A 14,328-nucleotide genomic window follows, 5' to 3' on the forward strand; every position below is an offset into this window, starting at 1 on the left:
GGCTCAGACCCCATTAATTGGCTTGTGCTGTCACTGGCGGCGTGATCCACGCTCTCCGGCTATGGGGAATTATGAGCAATCTTTCCTGGCTGACTGAGTACGGCGGATCAGGAAACAGTCCGGGGGACTGTTTCCCCGCCAAACCAGATCGCGCGGCTGAAACCATCCTTTCCGAAGAGCCACGGCCGTCCACGGGTCGATCATCGCGCGCGCTGAGCGGCATAATCTTTTTTAATCGTAATCGATTATGCCGCTTGACCCTAACTTGAAGCACCCGGTCGCATGGGGGCACTCTCGGCCCAAAACTGCGGATTTGTTGATTAGATCTTCATAGCTACGGTTTGCCGAATGGCACATTGCTCATTCTAACCGAAGAAAGTTATGATTCACAGTGAATGGCGGGAAAGCCCTGCACCTCAAGTCGGTGCATAAGCACATATTATCATATTCTAACGGCGCACTTTTCTCCGGCCCAGAACGGTCAAAGGTGGCGTTCCACGTCCTAGGCGCCATGCAAGATGCGGACAATTTCCAGCCAGTCTCCCCGGTCGCGAAAGTAGATCACATGTGACCCGCATGCGCGTTTCAGGTAGCCTTCCCGCACCGTCGCGTTCCGGCCCTGTACCCGGCTTGCTGCGAGGTCTTCAAATGTGGAGACGAGGTCACGAACATACTTGTCGGCCTGATTGAGCGACCATCGTTCCAGCGTGTAAAACCAGATGTCTTCGAGATCGGCTTCGGCCAGCGGTGAAAGGCGATAGGTCTTAGATGTCATGCCGCGCAGCATGCTTGGCGTGCATCTGGCTCAGAAAGGCCTCCTGGTCGAAGGGGCGTGGCTCGCCGGCCTGCTCGCCGGCAATCAGGGCGGATTCCAGACTTTTCACCTTCACCTCGTGCTCTTCCAAAAGGCGAAGCCCGGCGCGAACCACATCGCTGGCCGAGCCATATCGCCCTCCCTGAACCTGAGCATCAATGAAGCTGGCGAAGTGATCGCCGAGCGAAACGGACGTGTTCCGTGCCATGGGTGCCTCCTTCATCCTTGCGTCAGGATGTACCAAATAATGGTACTCGATGCAAGATGCGGTCCCGTGCCTTCGCGGAAGGGAGAACACACATATTATCATTTTCCAATATTGGTATCCCGCCCAAGAGAAACCGTCGAAGCGCGCACCAGAACCTGCACCGCCCTTGCCTGTTCCAGCCGCCCCGCCGCATTCTCTCTAAGGCTCTGCCATGCCGGGGATGTTTCGAGCGCGCCCGCAAGAGAGGACGCCGCAGAAGGGGCCTGGAAGGCGTGCCGCATGCCCTGCGTGACATAGGCCACCGTCTCCGGCCATTTCATCCAGCGTGGGCTCGCGTCGGCAAGGCGCCAGACCCAGCCGACAATCCCCCGAAGAAAGCCAGTGACTCCATCGCGCAGATCGGCCCCGTGGATTGGCCCGCGCAGGACCTCCAACCCATCGCTTAGAACCGAGGACAAGGCCTCGCGCATCTCGCGATTGCGAACCGCATCGTGCCGGTTCCATCCCCCCCCATCTGCGCGGGCGTCTCAAGCCGCTCCAGCATGACGGGATCCGGGTCGACTTGCCGAAGCGCCTCGACAACTCCGCCTGTGGCGATGGCATGGATCATCTCGGCTTCGCGCAAGCGCTTCTGCACGGTATCGTGCAAGCTCAGCTCAAGGCGCCGCTCCTGCTCCTCGGCAAGGCGCCGGGCATCGTCGGCACGCGCGACGGCAATCGCTTCGTCCTTCTGTGCCTTCAGCCGCGATGTCTCGGCCTTCTAGGTTTTCCGGTCCAGACGCCTGCGGCGCGGCCCGGTTCTGGCTTGCCCATGTCGCGCCCCGACCTCGGCATGATAGCGATCCTGCCAATGCCGCATCGCCTGCTTGTAGCTGCGCGAGGGCGAGCCGGACCAGTCTTCAGCGCGGTGCCGGTCCTGCTCCCGGTGCCCTTCGTGGCAGCGTTTTGCATCCATGCGCATATTATCATCCGCACATATTGGAACGGCGAGGACATGCACATGCGGATATCCACGCCATCGCATAGGCCAGCGGCCAGGACTGCTCCGGTGCCAGATCCCGCAGGACATCCTCAAGGCGGGTCGGGCAGACATCGGGACCAAGCGTCGCGCGGATCGCGGCCTGCGCCTCCGCGCGATCCGGGACGCCGGCCTTGCGGCAAAGGCGAAAGACCGCATCGACACCGCCAGAGGCTGGCAGGCGCGTTGTCAACCAATGATAGGCTGCCATAAGGTCGGGCGCTCTCGACGCAAGCCCTGTCAGCGCAGCGAGCTGATTGGTCAAAACCTCAAAGACCAGACGCGCATCAAGTTCCGGATCATTGCGATGTGCGGCCTGCAAACGGCCGTCCTGATAATGCTTGACCAGTTTCTGATAGGGGTTCTGCGGGAACGCCAGTGGATTGAGCCATAAGGTGTCGATCGGCGCTTGGCCGATCCGCGCCAGACGCTCATCCGCCGCCTTCAACTGCACCAGATCATGGTGGATGAGATTATGCCCCAGTAGAAAACAACCCCGATCCTCGGCTTCCAACAAAGCGGAAACGCACGCATCATTCACGCTCCCGCATCGCACGACATGCGCAGACTCGCCGCCGGGCACCAGCGCGACATCAAAGATTTTCCGGGTATCGGGATTCATCTCCAGATCAATGGAAATGCAACGGTGTAGAAATACGTGATGCAGGGAATGTTCTGCATCTAGGGAAATATCTTTCAACATGATCAGATTATTAAACAATCACGCTTACGGGATCGCGAGGCGATCAAAGCGGGAACATATGGCCAGCATACCGCCACACAAACCCAGCACCGCAACCTGACCATCGCCTTCTAGGGCGCTATCTTCCAAGAAAATGCGTTAGCATTTTCACCTTCAGTTCCCGATCAGTCACGACGCCATCGGGCAATCGCCCCATTAGTGCCAACCACTGTAAGCGGCGTATTGACCCGAGGTTGCGTAAGTCGGCCTCGAGGGCGAGGTGATTTCCATTCCATGATGGGGAGTGCGTTTCGCAATATGCGCTACAAATTCGTTGATCATATTGCTGGGCATCCAGAGCCGATCTCGGCCAGATTTTGGAGCCACATCAAAAATATCGCAACGAAAACACTAAAACAACTCACCCACGAGATCAGATCTCATCAGCGAATTAGTTTTACGAACGAAAATCCACTCCCGAAGCCTTGTCCTTGAAGGCGCAGATGCCGGCCAACTTCAATTACAGCCGCCTTACCCGTGAAAATATTTTCAGGATAGCCAGAAAGATCCCGGCGTATCTGCCGGTCGCAGTTAATAGCAAAGCAGAGACAAACCAAGCAACCTTCGAATTACCCGCAACATCCGTTAATGAACCAGTCACGATTGCCGGCAGGACGACCGGCCCCCAAACAATAATAGCCATCGCTGCAAAAAACTGATTGTGCCGCCGAATAGGTTAGGCGATTTGTCCGCTATAAGTTGCCCTACCCCCTGACCATTGACATTCACCACTACATCAGGCGCGTGAACAACTCCGTGCCCATTTTTCGGCAATGTCGCGACAAAGCTATCCAACTCGCTATCGGAAAGGCGCGTAAAAACACGCCATGTTCGCGATGCAGCCAAGCCGACCAGCAATAAGGCCAACCCGAAATACAATGGCGATCTTATCGGAAATATAGCGAGTGAAAGCAAAGATACTGCCGGAGCGACGATCAAAAGCCCGAGGCCGCAAAGAAACAAACCAGCAGCCCTTCCAGACCAAAGTGCCACCGCCGCAACGAGTTTCCTAGGATCAATGTCGCAACGCAATAGCGTTCGACCGACTGCTTGCAGCAGAGACCGAGCTGAACCGCAGAGCCGACCATTCGCCGCACCCCTCTGGGCCTCCGATCTGCTGGCAAACTCGCAACTTCAGGTATCTATGAAAGCAGCGTCGTCTCGATCTCGTCGACAAACTTCTCCAAGCGGATCCGCGCCATATCTTCATGAAAGAAGGGCCAATGACCCGCGCTGCTCCGCTGAGGCAAGCTGATCGGCGCCTCCGGTGCGGAGTTTTTTACAACGAGAAGGGTGCTCTTCGAAGGGGTTGGAATACAAACAATTCCGACACCAAGCAAATGTGCCAGATACGGCGCAGCGTCTTCGTGATGGCTTAAGGCATATTGGTATAGATAGGCCGCATCCCAAAAACGAAAATAGGTCCATCGCCCGTCAGCCTCACGATACCGCACAAACTTCCTGAAATGCGACCAGAGATCATCAATTGCGGATTTTGATCGAATAAAGATTGCCGCGCCTTTATCCCACAGGGCATTAGTCCCGCTGCCCCGCGTGAATAATGCGCGGCTTAGACGATCCGTAGATTTCAATTCGACCAGTCAGGGACCGACCTCTCCTAATTTCTCCAGTGCCTCTCCCTTGAACAGGCAACGGCTCTCTTGGTCATGCCGCTCCAAAACTTGCTGGAAGTTCGGGATTTTGGCTGCGTCAACGAGGGCGTATACTTTTTCGGCACTTGCATTTTCAGAGAAGAGCAACCCTGTCAGCACAGGTGGAGCGACCTCCAGGGGCCATTTCCCGAACTGATCGTCGAGTGGAGTATATTTTCAAACGTCTTTACCTCAATAACTTTCACACTGTGGGGGTCGCTATCAAAGCCAAATTCAACTGACAATTCTAATCTCCACTAGGGGAAGAATTCAAAAAAGAGATCACGTCGCCTTATAGTTTATTATAAGCTTGCTCAAGTAGCGCATACTATCAGTTCGTCCAAGTTTAAGGCGAATGTCCGCTCACAGATCTTGGCGCAGATCATCTCACTCGGCACCAGCGCGACATCCACGGTTTTCTTGGCATCGGAATGCATCTCCAGACCAATCAAAATGTGACGGAGTAGCGATGCGTGATGCAGGGACTGGTCTGTATTTGGGGAAATATCTTTCAGCATGATCAAATTATTAAATAATCAGGCATACAGGATCGCAAGGCGATCAAAGCAGGAACATGCCGCAGCATATCGTAACCCGACCATCGCCTTCTAGGGCGACATTTTCCGAGAAAATGCGTTAGCATTTTCACCTTCCGTTTCCGATCCGTTCTGCCAAACTCCTGAACTATCTCTACTGTTTTTGCTCGTAACTCGTCAGATTTAGGTTCTGGCGCCTAACGGCGTGGGGGTTCAAGTCCCTCCACCCGCACTACTTTGAAATTGTTGTGCTTTCCGACATTTTCAACCTTTCCTCCGATCAGCATTTCGCCACAAGTTGGCACATTCAGGTTCTGGTCTTGTTCTGTTCCCGTCGCTCTTGTGCGTATTGTGAGGCCCGTTTCTGGTTTGCCTGCCCCCGATATTTCCGGGCCATCGAGCGCGTTTCATGCCCTGTCCCGCGTGGATCTTGGAATCGGGCGGCCCCATTTCAGCCATTTGCCACGCCGCACTGGCGCGCCACCCCTGCGGCACGACGCGCCCTGACAGGGTGTTGCCGGGACCTTCCCGCCAAGCCTTCTGCCGCAATCTCCGCCCGGCAACGGCCAGCAACGGCCAGAACGCGCTCTTTTATGACATTCCTGGCCTGTGAATACAGAGTTTCACCTTGCTTCCACGTGTGCCGCCCCATAGAACGGCGCGTGAAATTGAGCTTGCCTGCCGCGCATTGACTCGCGGCATTCATCAAAGAAGGAAATCCACATGCAGGTCACCGAGACCCTCAACGAAGGCCTCAGCCGCGGCTACGAAATCACCATCACCGGCGCCGAGCTCGAAGAGAAAGTCACGACCAAGCTCAAGGAAGCGCAGCCCGAGATCGAGCTGAAGGGCTTCCGCAAGGGCAAGGTCCCGATGCCGATGTTGAAAAAGCAATTCGGTGCGCGCCTCATGGGCGAAACCATGCAGGAAGCCATCGACGGCGCAATGAACGAGCATTTCGAGAAATCGGGTGACCGTCCGGCGATGCAGCCGAAAGTCGAGATGAAAGACGGCGAGAACTGGAAAGAAGGCGACGACGTTGTTGTTACCGTTTCCTATGAAGCGCTGCCGGAAATTCCGGAATTCGACGCATCGGACATCAAACTCGAGCGCCTCGTCGTGACCCCCGCTGACGAAGCCGTGACCGAAGCCCTCGAAGGTCTGGCCAAAAATGCACAATCCTTCGAAAAGCGCCGCAAAGGCTCGAAAGCGAAAGACGGCGATCAGGTCGTGATCGATTTCGAAGGCTTCGTGGATGATGTCGCGTTCGAGGGCGGCAAAGGCGAAGACTATCCGCTGGTACTCGGCTCCAACTCCTTCATCCCCGGCTTCGAAGACCAGCTGGTCGGTGCCAAGGAAGAGGAAGAAGTCGAAGTCAAAGTGACCTTCCCCGAGGCCTATCAAGCCGAGCATCTGGCAGGCAAAGAAGCCCTGTTCAAATGCGCCGTCAAAGAAGTCCGCGGCCCGAAAGAAGCCGAGATCGATGACGAGCTGGCCAAGAAATTCGGTGCCGAAGACCTCAATGCGCTGAAAGAGCAGATCAAAGAGCGTCTGGGTCAGGAATACAAAGGCGCTTCGCGTCAGATCCTGAAACGCGGCCTGCTGGACGCGCTGGATGGCAAAGTGTCCTTCGAACTGCCGCCGACGCTGGTTGATGCGGAAGCCAACCAGATCGCGCATCAGCTCTATCACGAAGAGCACCCCGAAGATCACGGCCATAATCATGGCGCGATCGAGCCGACCGACGAGCACAAGAAGCTTGCCGAGCGTCGCGTGCGTCTGGGCCTGCTGCTGGCAGAAATCGGTCGCAAGCAAGAAATCGAAGTGACCGATGCCGAAATGACCCAAGCGGTGATGATGCAAGCGCGTCAATATCCGGGCCAAGAGCGTCAGTTCTTCGAGTTCATCCAGCAGAACCCGCAGATGCAACAACAGCTGCGCGCGCCGATCTTCGAGGACAAGGTTGTCGATTTCATCGTCGAGAAAGCCGAAGTCACCGATAAGGACGTGTCGAAAGAAGACCTGCAGAAAGCCATCGAAGCGCTCGACGAGCTCTAAGCTTTCCAGACTTTCGATCATTCGGAAAACGGGCGGGTCCAAAACCTGCCCGTTTTTCTTGGCCGATGCGTAAGGCCGACGCTCTCTCTCCGATCACAGGTCCGCCCGTCAAAGCGGTGCTCTGCCCTTCCTCTGGCCCGCCTGTCCATTTCGTGACGGCTCCGCCCTTGACTTCGTAGCGGCGCGGCTGATCTTCCAGCCATACCCAATTTCCGAGGTAGCATGTCCTCTTCCCGCCTGATCTGGCCCGACCTTCTCCGCAGCCTGTCGCTGATCGCTATGGCCAGTTTCCATCTGGGCTATGATCTGGAGGCGCTCGGCTTCCATCCGGACCTTCCGCTGTGGTGGCCCGATTATGCGCGCGCCATTGCAGGCAGTTTCCTGCTTCTGGTGGGGGTCAGCCTCTGGCTGGCACATGGGCGCAGCATAGGCTGGCGCGGGTTCTGGCGGCGCGAGGCCGCGATTGTTGCAGGGGCAATAGCGGTATCTGGGGTGACCTATCTCGCCATGCCGGGCTTCTATGTCTATTTCGGCATCCTGCATTCCATCGCCATCTGTTCGCTGCTGGCGCTGGCCTGCCTCAGACTGCCCGCGCTTGTGACACTTCTGCTGGGAGGACTGGCGCTGTTCATGCCGTATCTCTTCGCGATGCCACAGATGAATGCCCCGTGGCTCTGGTGGATCGGCCTGTCAACACGCTGGGGGGCGGCGATGGATTTCGTCCCGGTCTTTCCTTGGCTGGGCATGGTGCTGCTGGGGCTGGGCGGTGCGAAGCTGGCAGACGGGTTAGGCCTGTTGCGACGCGATCTGCCCCATAGCAGGGGCTTGCGACGGCTTGGCTTTCTGGGGCGGCACAGCCTTGCCGTCTATCTGATCCACCAACCGGTGATCCTCGGCAGCCTGTGGCTTGTGGCCGCGATGCGCTAGCGCCGCAAGCGCTGGCTGCGCGTCCATGTGCCCCCTTCGACCCGCAAATAGGCCGGTCTGGCCTGCGTCGGGACAGGCGTCATGCGCGTGGGCAGAAGAACGGGACTATCTCCACGGGCAGCAGGCCCAAAGAGAACAGGCGCGGAAACGTCCGGCCTCGCAGCCAGCCGCCGTGGATGCGCGACAGGCCGCGGCGAGGCCGCCAACCGCCCTTCCGGTTCACGCGGGCCAATGGCCGCTGCCCCTTGCTGGTAGACCGCCAGAAGCCCCAGCGTCAAAGCCACCGTCGGCACGATGACCGCTGTCAGAAAGCGTAGCCAAGCCACAGTAGTCTCCCCTGCCTCGACAGACCCGTGCCGATACAGCAGGCCCGTGCCGATACGGCAGGTCTACCGCCGATCCTGCACAGGGTGCGCGAAAACTGGGGCAAAACTTGGCCGCTTATCGGCCAATAGAATGATCACCGCGCCCAAAATGACATTTCCTCTCAGGAGGAGATATCCGCCACGCTATCCGCCACATCGGCCTCGCGCTGCCCCAGTGGCTGGCGGGGGCCCACGGTGCTATCCCGCGCGGTCTGGCGCTCGGCCTCTGAATTCAGCTCGGCCCCCAGCATCACGGCAATGGTCGCGATCCAGATCCACATCATCAGCACGACCACCGCGCCGATAGAGCCATAAGTGGCCGAATAATTACCGAAATTCGAGGTATAGAAGGAAAACCCCCAGCTCGAGAGCAACAGCAGAACCGATCCGGCCAGAGCCCCCGGCAAGACCCAGACCAGACGCGGCGCGCGGCGGTTGGGGGCAATGCGATAGAGCATGGACAGGGCCAGCACCAGAACGCCCGCCATCAGGGGCCAGCGCGCCACCAGCACCACAAACCCCCAGCCGGGAATCTGCGGCAGGAAGGCCAGCGCCACCGGCAAGACAGCCGCTGCAAGGATCAGCACACAAAGAAAGACGATCGCGCCGAGCGTCATGCCCAGCCCGACGATATTCATCCAGAAAAAGTTGCGGTTTTCACGTTCGTTATAGGCGACATTCAGCGCCTCGATCAGCGCCTTCATCCCGCCATTCGCCGTCCAGAGCGCCAGCGCGATACTGATGATCGATGTCCAGCCAAGCGCGCTCTGATCCGCCCCGATCAGCGCCTCCAACTGGCCACGGATCAGCGTCAACGCTTCGGGCGGCACAAAGCGCGACACCTCGTCAAGCATCGACAGAACCTCGCCACGGTCCGCGAAAAAGCCGAAAATCGAGACCAGCGCGGTCAAGGCCGGAAAAAGCGCGAGGATGGAATAGAACGTCACGCCGGCGGCCACCGCCATCACGCGGTCTTCGGTGATCTGTCCTTTGGTCCGCAAGAGCACGCACCACCACGCTTTCAGCCCCATATGGAACGGGCCCGCTGCCTGCCGTCCCCAATTCCGATCCGCCGGATCACCATAGGCTGCCGCATCCTCGGGCGGGTCAGAGGCACGACGCCCCGGTTGCGGCTTGGATCTGTCGGACATGGCGGCTGTCTCCTTCGGGGGGGCGACCTTAGCAAAGGCCTGCCAGAGCGCAAGCCCTGCGACAAAAAGCCGTGCGAGGGTCCGTCTGGAGGGCGTTGCGGGCATGGGGCACTTTCTGTCTTTGCCTTCAAACGGATCAGGCAGGCTATGGTTCCATTTCCGATAAGCTCTTGCCGGAAATAAAAAAACCGCGCCCCGAAAGGCGCGGTTTCAAAACGTCGCGAAAAGAGAACTTACTTCTCTTCTGCCTCTGCGGCAGGAGCTTCGTCTTCGTCGTCACGACCAGCCGAACCGATATCGTCGAACAGGTTCGAGATTTCGAATTCTGCAGCGGCTTCTTCTTCAGCAGCCAGCTCTTGGATCGATTTACCCGAAGCTTGCAGTTCTGCTTCTTCCACCGAACGTGCAACGTTGATCGAGATCACAGCCGAAACTTCCGGGTGCAGGTGGACTTCCACTTCGTGCAGACCAAGAACCTTGATCGGCAGGCGGATGACGACTTGCTTGCGGTCGACAGTGAAGCCTTCTTCGGTTGCCACAGCCGCGATATCGCGGGTGGTGACCGAACCGTAGAGGTTGCCGCCGTCCGAAGCCGAACGAATCACGACAAACTGCTGACCGTCGAGTTTTTCGGAAAGGGCGGCTGCCTCTTTCTTGGTCTCGAGGTTACGGGCTTCCAGTTGCGCTTTCTGGGCTTCGAACGCCTGGATATTGGCGGCCGAGGCGCGAAGAGCCTTGCCTTGCGGCAGAAGGTAGTTGCGGCCGTAGCCCGGCTTCACGGTGACAACGTCACCCATCTGGCCCAGCTTTGCGACGCGCTCGAGAAGGATAACTTCCATAGTGATGTTCTCCTTACTTCACAGCGTAGGGCAGCAGAGCGAGGAAGCGGGCGCGTTTGATTGCACGGGCCAGTTCACGCTGCTTCTTGGCCGACACTGCGGTGATGCGTGCCGGAACGATCTTGCCGCGCTCAGAGATGTAGCGCTGCAGGAGGCGGGTGTCTTTGTAGTCGATCTTCGGTGCGTTCTCGCCGGAGAACGGGCACACTTTACGACGACGGAAAAACGGTTTTGCCATGGTTTTCAGTCCCCTACTCTATCAACGACGCTCACGACGGCCGCCTTCGCGGTCATCACGTTTTTGCATCTGAACCGACGGGCCTTCTTCGTGCGCGTCAACCTTGATGGTCAGCACGCGCATGACGTCGTCATGCAGACGGCACAGGCGCTCCATTTCCTGAACGGCAGCCGAGGGGGCATCCGTTTTCAGGAAGGCATAGTGGCCTTTGCGGTTTTTGTTGATCTTGTAGGCCATGGTCTTCACGCCCCAGTATTCGGATTCGACGACTTTGCCGCCGTTGTCCGACAGGACCGTGGAGAAATGTTCGACAAGGCCTTCGGCCTGCGCGTTGGACAGATCCTGACGCGCGATGAGGACATGCTCGTAAAGGGGCATGGCTTCTCCTGTTTCATAAGGCGGCTTCATAGGCAGGCACCACTTTCCGCATCCTGCCACGAGAGGCTACGCCGGTTCGATTGAACTGCGGAAGTCCGCGCGCTATACGCGATGGGAGGGTGTTTGGCAAGGCTTTTGGCCGCGAAGCCGGTACCCGTTTTTTCACACCATCATTTTTAAAGAGACCGCCATGTTCAGATTATTCAGACGCAAACCTGACATCCCGCAGCCCCTGCGGATCAATATCACACTTCCCCCCGAAGCGCCGCCCCCGGACCGCCTGCCGCCTCCGTCCCCAAAGACACTCGCACAGGTCACCTCGGAGGGTGTCGCGGGCCTTGCCCGTTTTCTGACCGAGATTGCGAAGATCGTCTCTGTTTTGTCGGGGGGGATGATTGCCTTGGTCTGCTTTGTGCTATTGCTCTACGCGATCAAGAACAACTTCCAGTTTCCCGTCCCGACCACAGGGGAAATGATCAACCTCATCCTGATCGGGGGCGTAGCCACCACCATTGCCGCCAGCATTTTCGTTCTCGGCAGTTTCGTCATGTCTTGGGCAGGCATTCTTGTAGTCGATCTGGCTTGCAAGATTGCCTATCCGGACAGCCATTTCGAGAACATCTCCAAAACTGACAGGGCGGTCGTATGGCTGATCGCGGCATTCGCCTTTCTCCTCTTTGGGAGTGTGGTCTGGACATTGACGCCCGTCTGGGGATGCAACTGGCCCGCGCCGGTGCTTTGGGCCCTAGGAATTGGCATATGGTCCTCCGCCTCGATCTACGCATTGATCTCCTCCGACTTCAGCGAGAATAAAGAAGAACTGGCCGACATTCCCGAAGCGTCTGTGCGCAAAGCCAGAACAAAGCCCGTGAACAAGCAAAAGGCTGCGGGCATCGTTGGCATAGGTATGACAATCTATTTCATCTCCATATATCTGCATACCTACGCCCCCAACTGGCTGGACAGCTCTTCCAGCTTTCTCTTCCAGAGGCTACATTTCGCATCCGGAGATCGTGAAATTGTACTTTTAAACCAGTCAATCCTGTCCGAACTCGATGCTGCTGGCATCACATACGACATTCAGGACGCCTCGAAAAAATGGGCGCGGATCGCCAATGTAAAAGTGCTGTGGCAAGTTCCGAACGGCGCAGCGGTTGTTCAGATTCAAGGGGCACAAGCCTTCACACTCACCGTGCCAGCGGATCAAATCCGCCGGATTGGCGCGCGTTAGACCGGCATTGGCAAAGGGGATCGCCCGCCTAAGCCGCCACCTTCGCCAAATTCTGCATGGCCTTCGCGCCGATCTCGAAGCTTTTTAGCCGTGCTTGGTGGTCGAAGATCTGGCCGTTGAGGATGACCTCATCGGGGCGGTAGCGGGCGATATAGGCGGCAAGCTGGCGCTCGACCGTCTCGGGGCTGCCGACTGCCGACATGGACAGCTGGTGCGAGGCTTGGCGCAGCTCGGGCTCGGAGGCCACGCTCGACAGATCGGCCACGGGCGCGGGCAGCGGGCCGGTCTGGCCTCGGCGCAGGTTCACAAAGCCCTGCATCATCGACGAGCGCATCAGATGCGCCTCTGCGTCGGTCTCGGCGGCAAAGAGGTTCAGCGCCAGCATGAAATGCGGCTTTTCCGTCAGGCCGGGCTGAAAACGCTCGCGGTAGATCTGTACCGCCTGATCCAAAGCATCGGGGGCGAAATGGCTGGCAAAGGCATAGGGCAGCCCCAGATGGGCGGCCAGCTGCGCCCCATAAAGAGACGAGCCCAGAATCCAGACCGGAATATTGGACCCCGCCCCCGGCACCGCCATCACCGGCTGGCCCTCCTGCACCGGCCCCAGAAAGCCGATCAGCTCGACCACATCTTCGGGAAAGCGATCCGCTTCCAGCCCGCGCCGCAACGCCTGCATGGTACGCGGGTCGGTACCGGGCGCGCGCCCCACCCCCAGATCGATCCGGTCGCCATAAAGCGCGTGCAGCGTGCCGAAGGCTTCGGCCACCATCAGCGGCGCATGGTTGGGCAGCATGATCCCGCCAGAGCCCACGCGGATGGTCGAGGTCTTCGACGCCACATGGCCGATCACCAGCGCCGTTGCCGCCGAGGCGATGCCGCGCGAATTGTGATGTTCGGCCAGCCAGTAGCGCGTATAGCCCAGGCGCTCGGCATGGGCGGCCAGCTCGCCCGAATGGCGCAGCGCATCCGAGGCCGTCTGCCCCTGTGCGATGGGCGACAGATCAAGAACGGAATAAGGGATCATCGGCTATCTCCTACAGTGCTCTTTAATCTGTGCAGGCAGGGCCCGCGCGAAAACCACCCGGACTGCGGAGAGATCACGAGTTCTGCGCAATTCCGCACAAAACACCTGTCGCGCCTATTTCGCCCCCTGCACCATCGGCTGTGCCGGTTTGGGACTGCGGGCGGCCAGCAGAATACCGCCAAGGATCAGCGCAAATCCCGCCAGATGGTAAAGATGCAGGCTCTCGCCCAGAAACAGCGTTGAAAGGATCACCCCGTAAAGCGGGATCAGGTGGATCGCCTGCGAGGCCCGCCCCGATCCGGCCAGCTTGACGGCCTGCATATACAGCAAGAACGCCCCGAGCGAGGGCACGATCCCCACAAACAGCACGGCAAAGGCCGCTTGCGGCACCAGAACCGGCTGATGGCCCAGCGACAGATCCCAAAGCCAGAACGGCGTCAGCACGACAAGCCCGATCACGATCTGCACTGCAAGAAGCCCGACGCGGCTGATCTCGGCGGGCAGGCGCGTCAGCCAGAGGGTATAGAACGCCCATGCCACCATCGCCGCGAAAATCAACAGGTCGCCCTTGTTGAAGGCCAGTTGCGCCAGACGCTGCGGGTCGCCGCCCATGATCACCACAGCCACCCCGACAAGCGACAGCGCCAGCCCCGCCGCCTGCCACAGCCGCAGCCGTTGCCGGAAGACCAGCGCCCCGATCAGCATGACCAGCACGGGGATGGTCGAGTTCAGCAACATGCCATTGGTGGCCTGCGTGTAATGCAGCCCCCAATAGATCAGCGTATTGAAGGCAATGACCGAGGTCACACTGGTGCCCAGCACCAGCCACGGATAGCGCCAGTAGCTTTGCCAGTCACGCCGGACATGCCGCGCGGCAAAAGGGGCCAGCACGATCAGCGCAATCAGCCAGCGCCCCCAGACCAGCGATAGCGGCGGCACCAGATCACGGGCCGCGCGCGCCACAATGAAATTGCCCGCCCAGAACAGCGGCGGCAAGGCGAGCACCGCGATCATCTGCCATTTCTGCGTTTGGGGCTGCTGGGACATGGTTCCTCCGACCTGATATCTTGGCCTGTTCTGCAGCGCACAAAGAAACAGCAAATCCGCGCGACAACAAGATATCAGATGCTTATTCTAAGCCCGCTGA

General features: G+C 58.6%; 17 protein-coding genes and 1 pseudogene. 4 read left to right on the top strand and 14 right to left on the bottom strand.

Going from position 1 to position 14,328, the window contains the following annotated elements; all coding sequences use genetic code 11:
• Nucleotides 1–502: 502 nt before the first annotated feature.
• From RPE78_RS00070 to RPE78_RS00090, 5 genes are all read right to left on the bottom strand, one after another.
• The gene (locus tag RPE78_RS00070) at nt 503–787 is read right to left on the bottom strand and encodes a type II toxin-antitoxin system RelE/ParE family toxin (RefSeq protein ID WP_406720882.1); all 285 of its coding nucleotides are present in this window, start codon (nt 785–787) and stop codon (nt 503–505) included.
• On the bottom strand, nt 765–1,022 hold the full coding sequence (locus RPE78_RS00075; protein WP_406720883.1) for a type II toxin-antitoxin system ParD family antitoxin: 258 nt from the start codon (nt 1,020–1,022) through the stop codon (nt 765–767). Before RPE78_RS00075 ends, RPE78_RS00070 begins: the two co-directional genes overlap by 23 nt.
• A 98-nt stretch (nt 1,023–1,120) precedes the next feature.
• Complete coding sequence (locus RPE78_RS00080) at nt 1,121–1,492, bottom strand: hypothetical protein (protein WP_406720884.1); 372 nt, start codon at nt 1,490–1,492, stop codon at nt 1,121–1,123.
• Between the two features lie 290 nt (nt 1,493–1,782).
• Nucleotides 1,783–1,983 carry a hypothetical protein gene (locus RPE78_RS00085; RefSeq protein WP_406720885.1) on the bottom strand — a complete coding sequence of 67 codons (201 nt, stop codon included), beginning with the start codon at nt 1,981–1,983 and terminating at the stop codon, nt 1,783–1,785.
• A 4-nt stretch (nt 1,984–1,987) separates the two neighbouring features.
• Nucleotides 1,988–2,743, bottom strand: a complete 756-nt coding sequence (locus RPE78_RS00090) for a hypothetical protein (protein ID WP_406720886.1) — start codon at nt 2,741–2,743, stop codon at nt 1,988–1,990.
• 482 nt (nt 2,744–3,225) lie between these two features.
• Between RPE78_RS00090 and RPE78_RS00095 the strand changes: the two genes are divergently transcribed.
• Nucleotides 3,226–3,441: a hypothetical protein gene (locus tag RPE78_RS00095; RefSeq protein WP_406720887.1), complete on the top strand. Its 216-nt coding sequence runs from the start codon at nt 3,226–3,228 to the stop codon at nt 3,439–3,441.
• Between the two features lie 483 nt (nt 3,442–3,924).
• On the opposite strand, the pseudogene RPE78_RS00100 reads toward RPE78_RS00095, so the two are convergent.
• Nucleotides 3,925–4,554 (bottom strand): annotated as a pseudogene (locus RPE78_RS00100) (DUF4123 domain-containing protein).
• 194 nt (nt 4,555–4,748) lie between these two features.
• Complete coding sequence (locus RPE78_RS00105) at nt 4,749–4,952, bottom strand: hypothetical protein (protein WP_406720888.1); 204 nt, start codon at nt 4,950–4,952, stop codon at nt 4,749–4,751.
• A gap of 741 nt (nt 4,953–5,693) precedes the next feature.
• Between RPE78_RS00105 and tig the strand changes: the two genes are divergently transcribed.
• Both tig and RPE78_RS00115 read left to right on the top strand, forming a co-directional pair.
• Complete coding sequence (gene tig / locus RPE78_RS00110; protein WP_339107492.1) at nt 5,694–7,028, top strand: trigger factor; 1,335 nt, start codon at nt 5,694–5,696, stop codon at nt 7,026–7,028.
• A 222-nt stretch (nt 7,029–7,250) separates the two neighbouring features.
• The gene (locus RPE78_RS00115) at nt 7,251–7,955 is read left to right on the top strand and encodes a DUF1624 domain-containing protein (RefSeq protein WP_406720889.1); all 705 of its coding nucleotides are present in this window, start codon (nt 7,251–7,253) and stop codon (nt 7,953–7,955) included.
• On the opposite strand, the gene RPE78_RS00120 is transcribed toward RPE78_RS00115, so the two are convergent.
• From RPE78_RS00120 to rpsF, 5 genes are all read right to left on the bottom strand, one after another.
• A complete protein-coding gene (locus RPE78_RS00120) occupies nt 7,952–8,281 on the bottom strand; it encodes a hypothetical protein (RefSeq protein WP_406720890.1) in 330 nt (109 codons plus the stop codon). The genes RPE78_RS00115 and RPE78_RS00120 overlap by 4 nt on opposite strands.
• A 161-nt stretch (nt 8,282–8,442) precedes the next feature.
• Nucleotides 8,443–9,471: a YihY/virulence factor BrkB family protein gene (locus RPE78_RS00125; protein ID WP_406720891.1), complete on the bottom strand. Its 1,029-nt coding sequence runs from the start codon at nt 9,469–9,471 to the stop codon at nt 8,443–8,445.
• Nucleotides 9,472–9,704: 233 nt separating this feature from the next.
• Nucleotides 9,705–10,310, bottom strand: a complete 606-nt coding sequence (gene rplI, locus RPE78_RS00130; protein ID WP_406720892.1) for a 50S ribosomal protein L9 — start codon at nt 10,308–10,310, stop codon at nt 9,705–9,707.
• Nucleotides 10,311–10,323: 13 nt separating this feature from the next.
• Nucleotides 10,324–10,548: a 30S ribosomal protein S18 gene (rpsR, locus tag RPE78_RS00135; RefSeq protein ID WP_038073027.1), complete on the bottom strand. Its 225-nt coding sequence runs from the start codon at nt 10,546–10,548 to the stop codon at nt 10,324–10,326.
• Nucleotides 10,549–10,569: 21 nt separating this feature from the next.
• The gene (rpsF, locus tag RPE78_RS00140; RefSeq protein ID WP_339107498.1) at nt 10,570–10,926 is read right to left on the bottom strand and encodes a 30S ribosomal protein S6; all 357 of its coding nucleotides are present in this window, start codon (nt 10,924–10,926) and stop codon (nt 10,570–10,572) included.
• Nucleotides 10,927–11,116: 190 nt separating this feature from the next.
• Between rpsF and RPE78_RS00145 the strand changes: the two genes are divergently transcribed.
• A complete protein-coding gene (locus RPE78_RS00145) occupies nt 11,117–12,157 on the top strand; it encodes a hypothetical protein (RefSeq protein WP_406720893.1) in 1,041 nt (346 codons plus the stop codon).
• A gap of 28 nt (nt 12,158–12,185) precedes the next feature.
• On the opposite strand, the gene RPE78_RS00150 is transcribed toward RPE78_RS00145, so the two are convergent.
• Both RPE78_RS00150 and RPE78_RS00155 read right to left on the bottom strand, forming a co-directional pair.
• Nucleotides 12,186–13,181 (bottom strand): LLM class flavin-dependent oxidoreductase, encoded by a 996-nt coding sequence (locus tag RPE78_RS00150; protein WP_406720894.1) that lies wholly within the window; start codon nt 13,179–13,181, stop codon nt 12,186–12,188.
• Nucleotides 13,182–13,295: 114 nt separating this feature from the next.
• Nucleotides 13,296–14,228, bottom strand: a complete 933-nt coding sequence (locus RPE78_RS00155; RefSeq protein ID WP_406720895.1) for a DMT family transporter — start codon at nt 14,226–14,228, stop codon at nt 13,296–13,298.
• Nucleotides 14,229–14,328 lie beyond the last annotated feature (100 nt).

The sequence above is a fragment of the Thioclava litoralis genome (assembly GCF_045278885.1).
Classification (GTDB): domain Bacteria; phylum Pseudomonadota; class Alphaproteobacteria; order Rhodobacterales; family Rhodobacteraceae; genus Thioclava; species Thioclava litoralis.

Bases quoted from the DNA above. Each gene is read 5' to 3' on its own strand.
- RPE78_RS00095 (WP_406720887.1), top strand. From the start codon at position 3,226: ATGCCGGCCAACTTCAATTACAGCCGCCTTACCCGTGAAAATATTTTC.
- RPE78_RS00150 (WP_406720894.1), bottom strand. From the start codon at position 13,181: ATGATCCCTTATTCCGTTCTTGATCTGTCGCCCATCGCACAGGGGCAG.
- RPE78_RS00090 (WP_406720886.1), bottom strand. From the start codon at position 2,743: ATGTTGAAAGATATTTCCCTAGATGCAGAACATTCCCTGCATCACGTA.
- RPE78_RS00115 (WP_406720889.1), top strand. From the start codon at position 7,251: ATGTCCTCTTCCCGCCTGATCTGGCCCGACCTTCTCCGCAGCCTGTCG.
- RPE78_RS00105 (WP_406720888.1), bottom strand. From the start codon at position 4,952: ATGCTGAAAGATATTTCCCCAAATACAGACCAGTCCCTGCATCACGCA.
- RPE78_RS00080 (WP_406720884.1), bottom strand. From the start codon at position 1,492: ATGCGCGAGGCCTTGTCCTCGGTTCTAAGCGATGGGTTGGAGGTCCTG.
- rplI (WP_406720892.1), bottom strand. From the start codon at position 10,310: ATGGAAGTTATCCTTCTCGAGCGCGTCGCAAAGCTGGGCCAGATGGGT.
- RPE78_RS00155 (WP_406720895.1), bottom strand. From the start codon at position 14,228: ATGTCCCAGCAGCCCCAAACGCAGAAATGGCAGATGATCGCGGTGCTC.
- tig (WP_339107492.1), top strand. From the start codon at position 5,694: ATGCAGGTCACCGAGACCCTCAACGAAGGCCTCAGCCGCGGCTACGAA.
- RPE78_RS00125 (WP_406720891.1), bottom strand. From the start codon at position 9,471: ATGTCCGACAGATCCAAGCCGCAACCGGGGCGTCGTGCCTCTGACCCG.
- RPE78_RS00145 (WP_406720893.1), top strand. From the start codon at position 11,117: ATGTTCAGATTATTCAGACGCAAACCTGACATCCCGCAGCCCCTGCGG.
- RPE78_RS00075 (WP_406720883.1), bottom strand. From the start codon at position 1,022: ATGGCACGGAACACGTCCGTTTCGCTCGGCGATCACTTCGCCAGCTTC.
- RPE78_RS00070 (WP_406720882.1), bottom strand. From the start codon at position 787: ATGCTGCGCGGCATGACATCTAAGACCTATCGCCTTTCACCGCTGGCC.
- RPE78_RS00085 (WP_406720885.1), bottom strand. From the start codon at position 1,983: ATGCGCATGGATGCAAAACGCTGCCACGAAGGGCACCGGGAGCAGGAC.
- rpsR (WP_038073027.1), bottom strand. From the start codon at position 10,548: ATGGCAAAACCGTTTTTCCGTCGTCGTAAAGTGTGCCCGTTCTCCGGC.
- rpsF (WP_339107498.1), bottom strand. From the start codon at position 10,926: ATGCCCCTTTACGAGCATGTCCTCATCGCGCGTCAGGATCTGTCCAAC.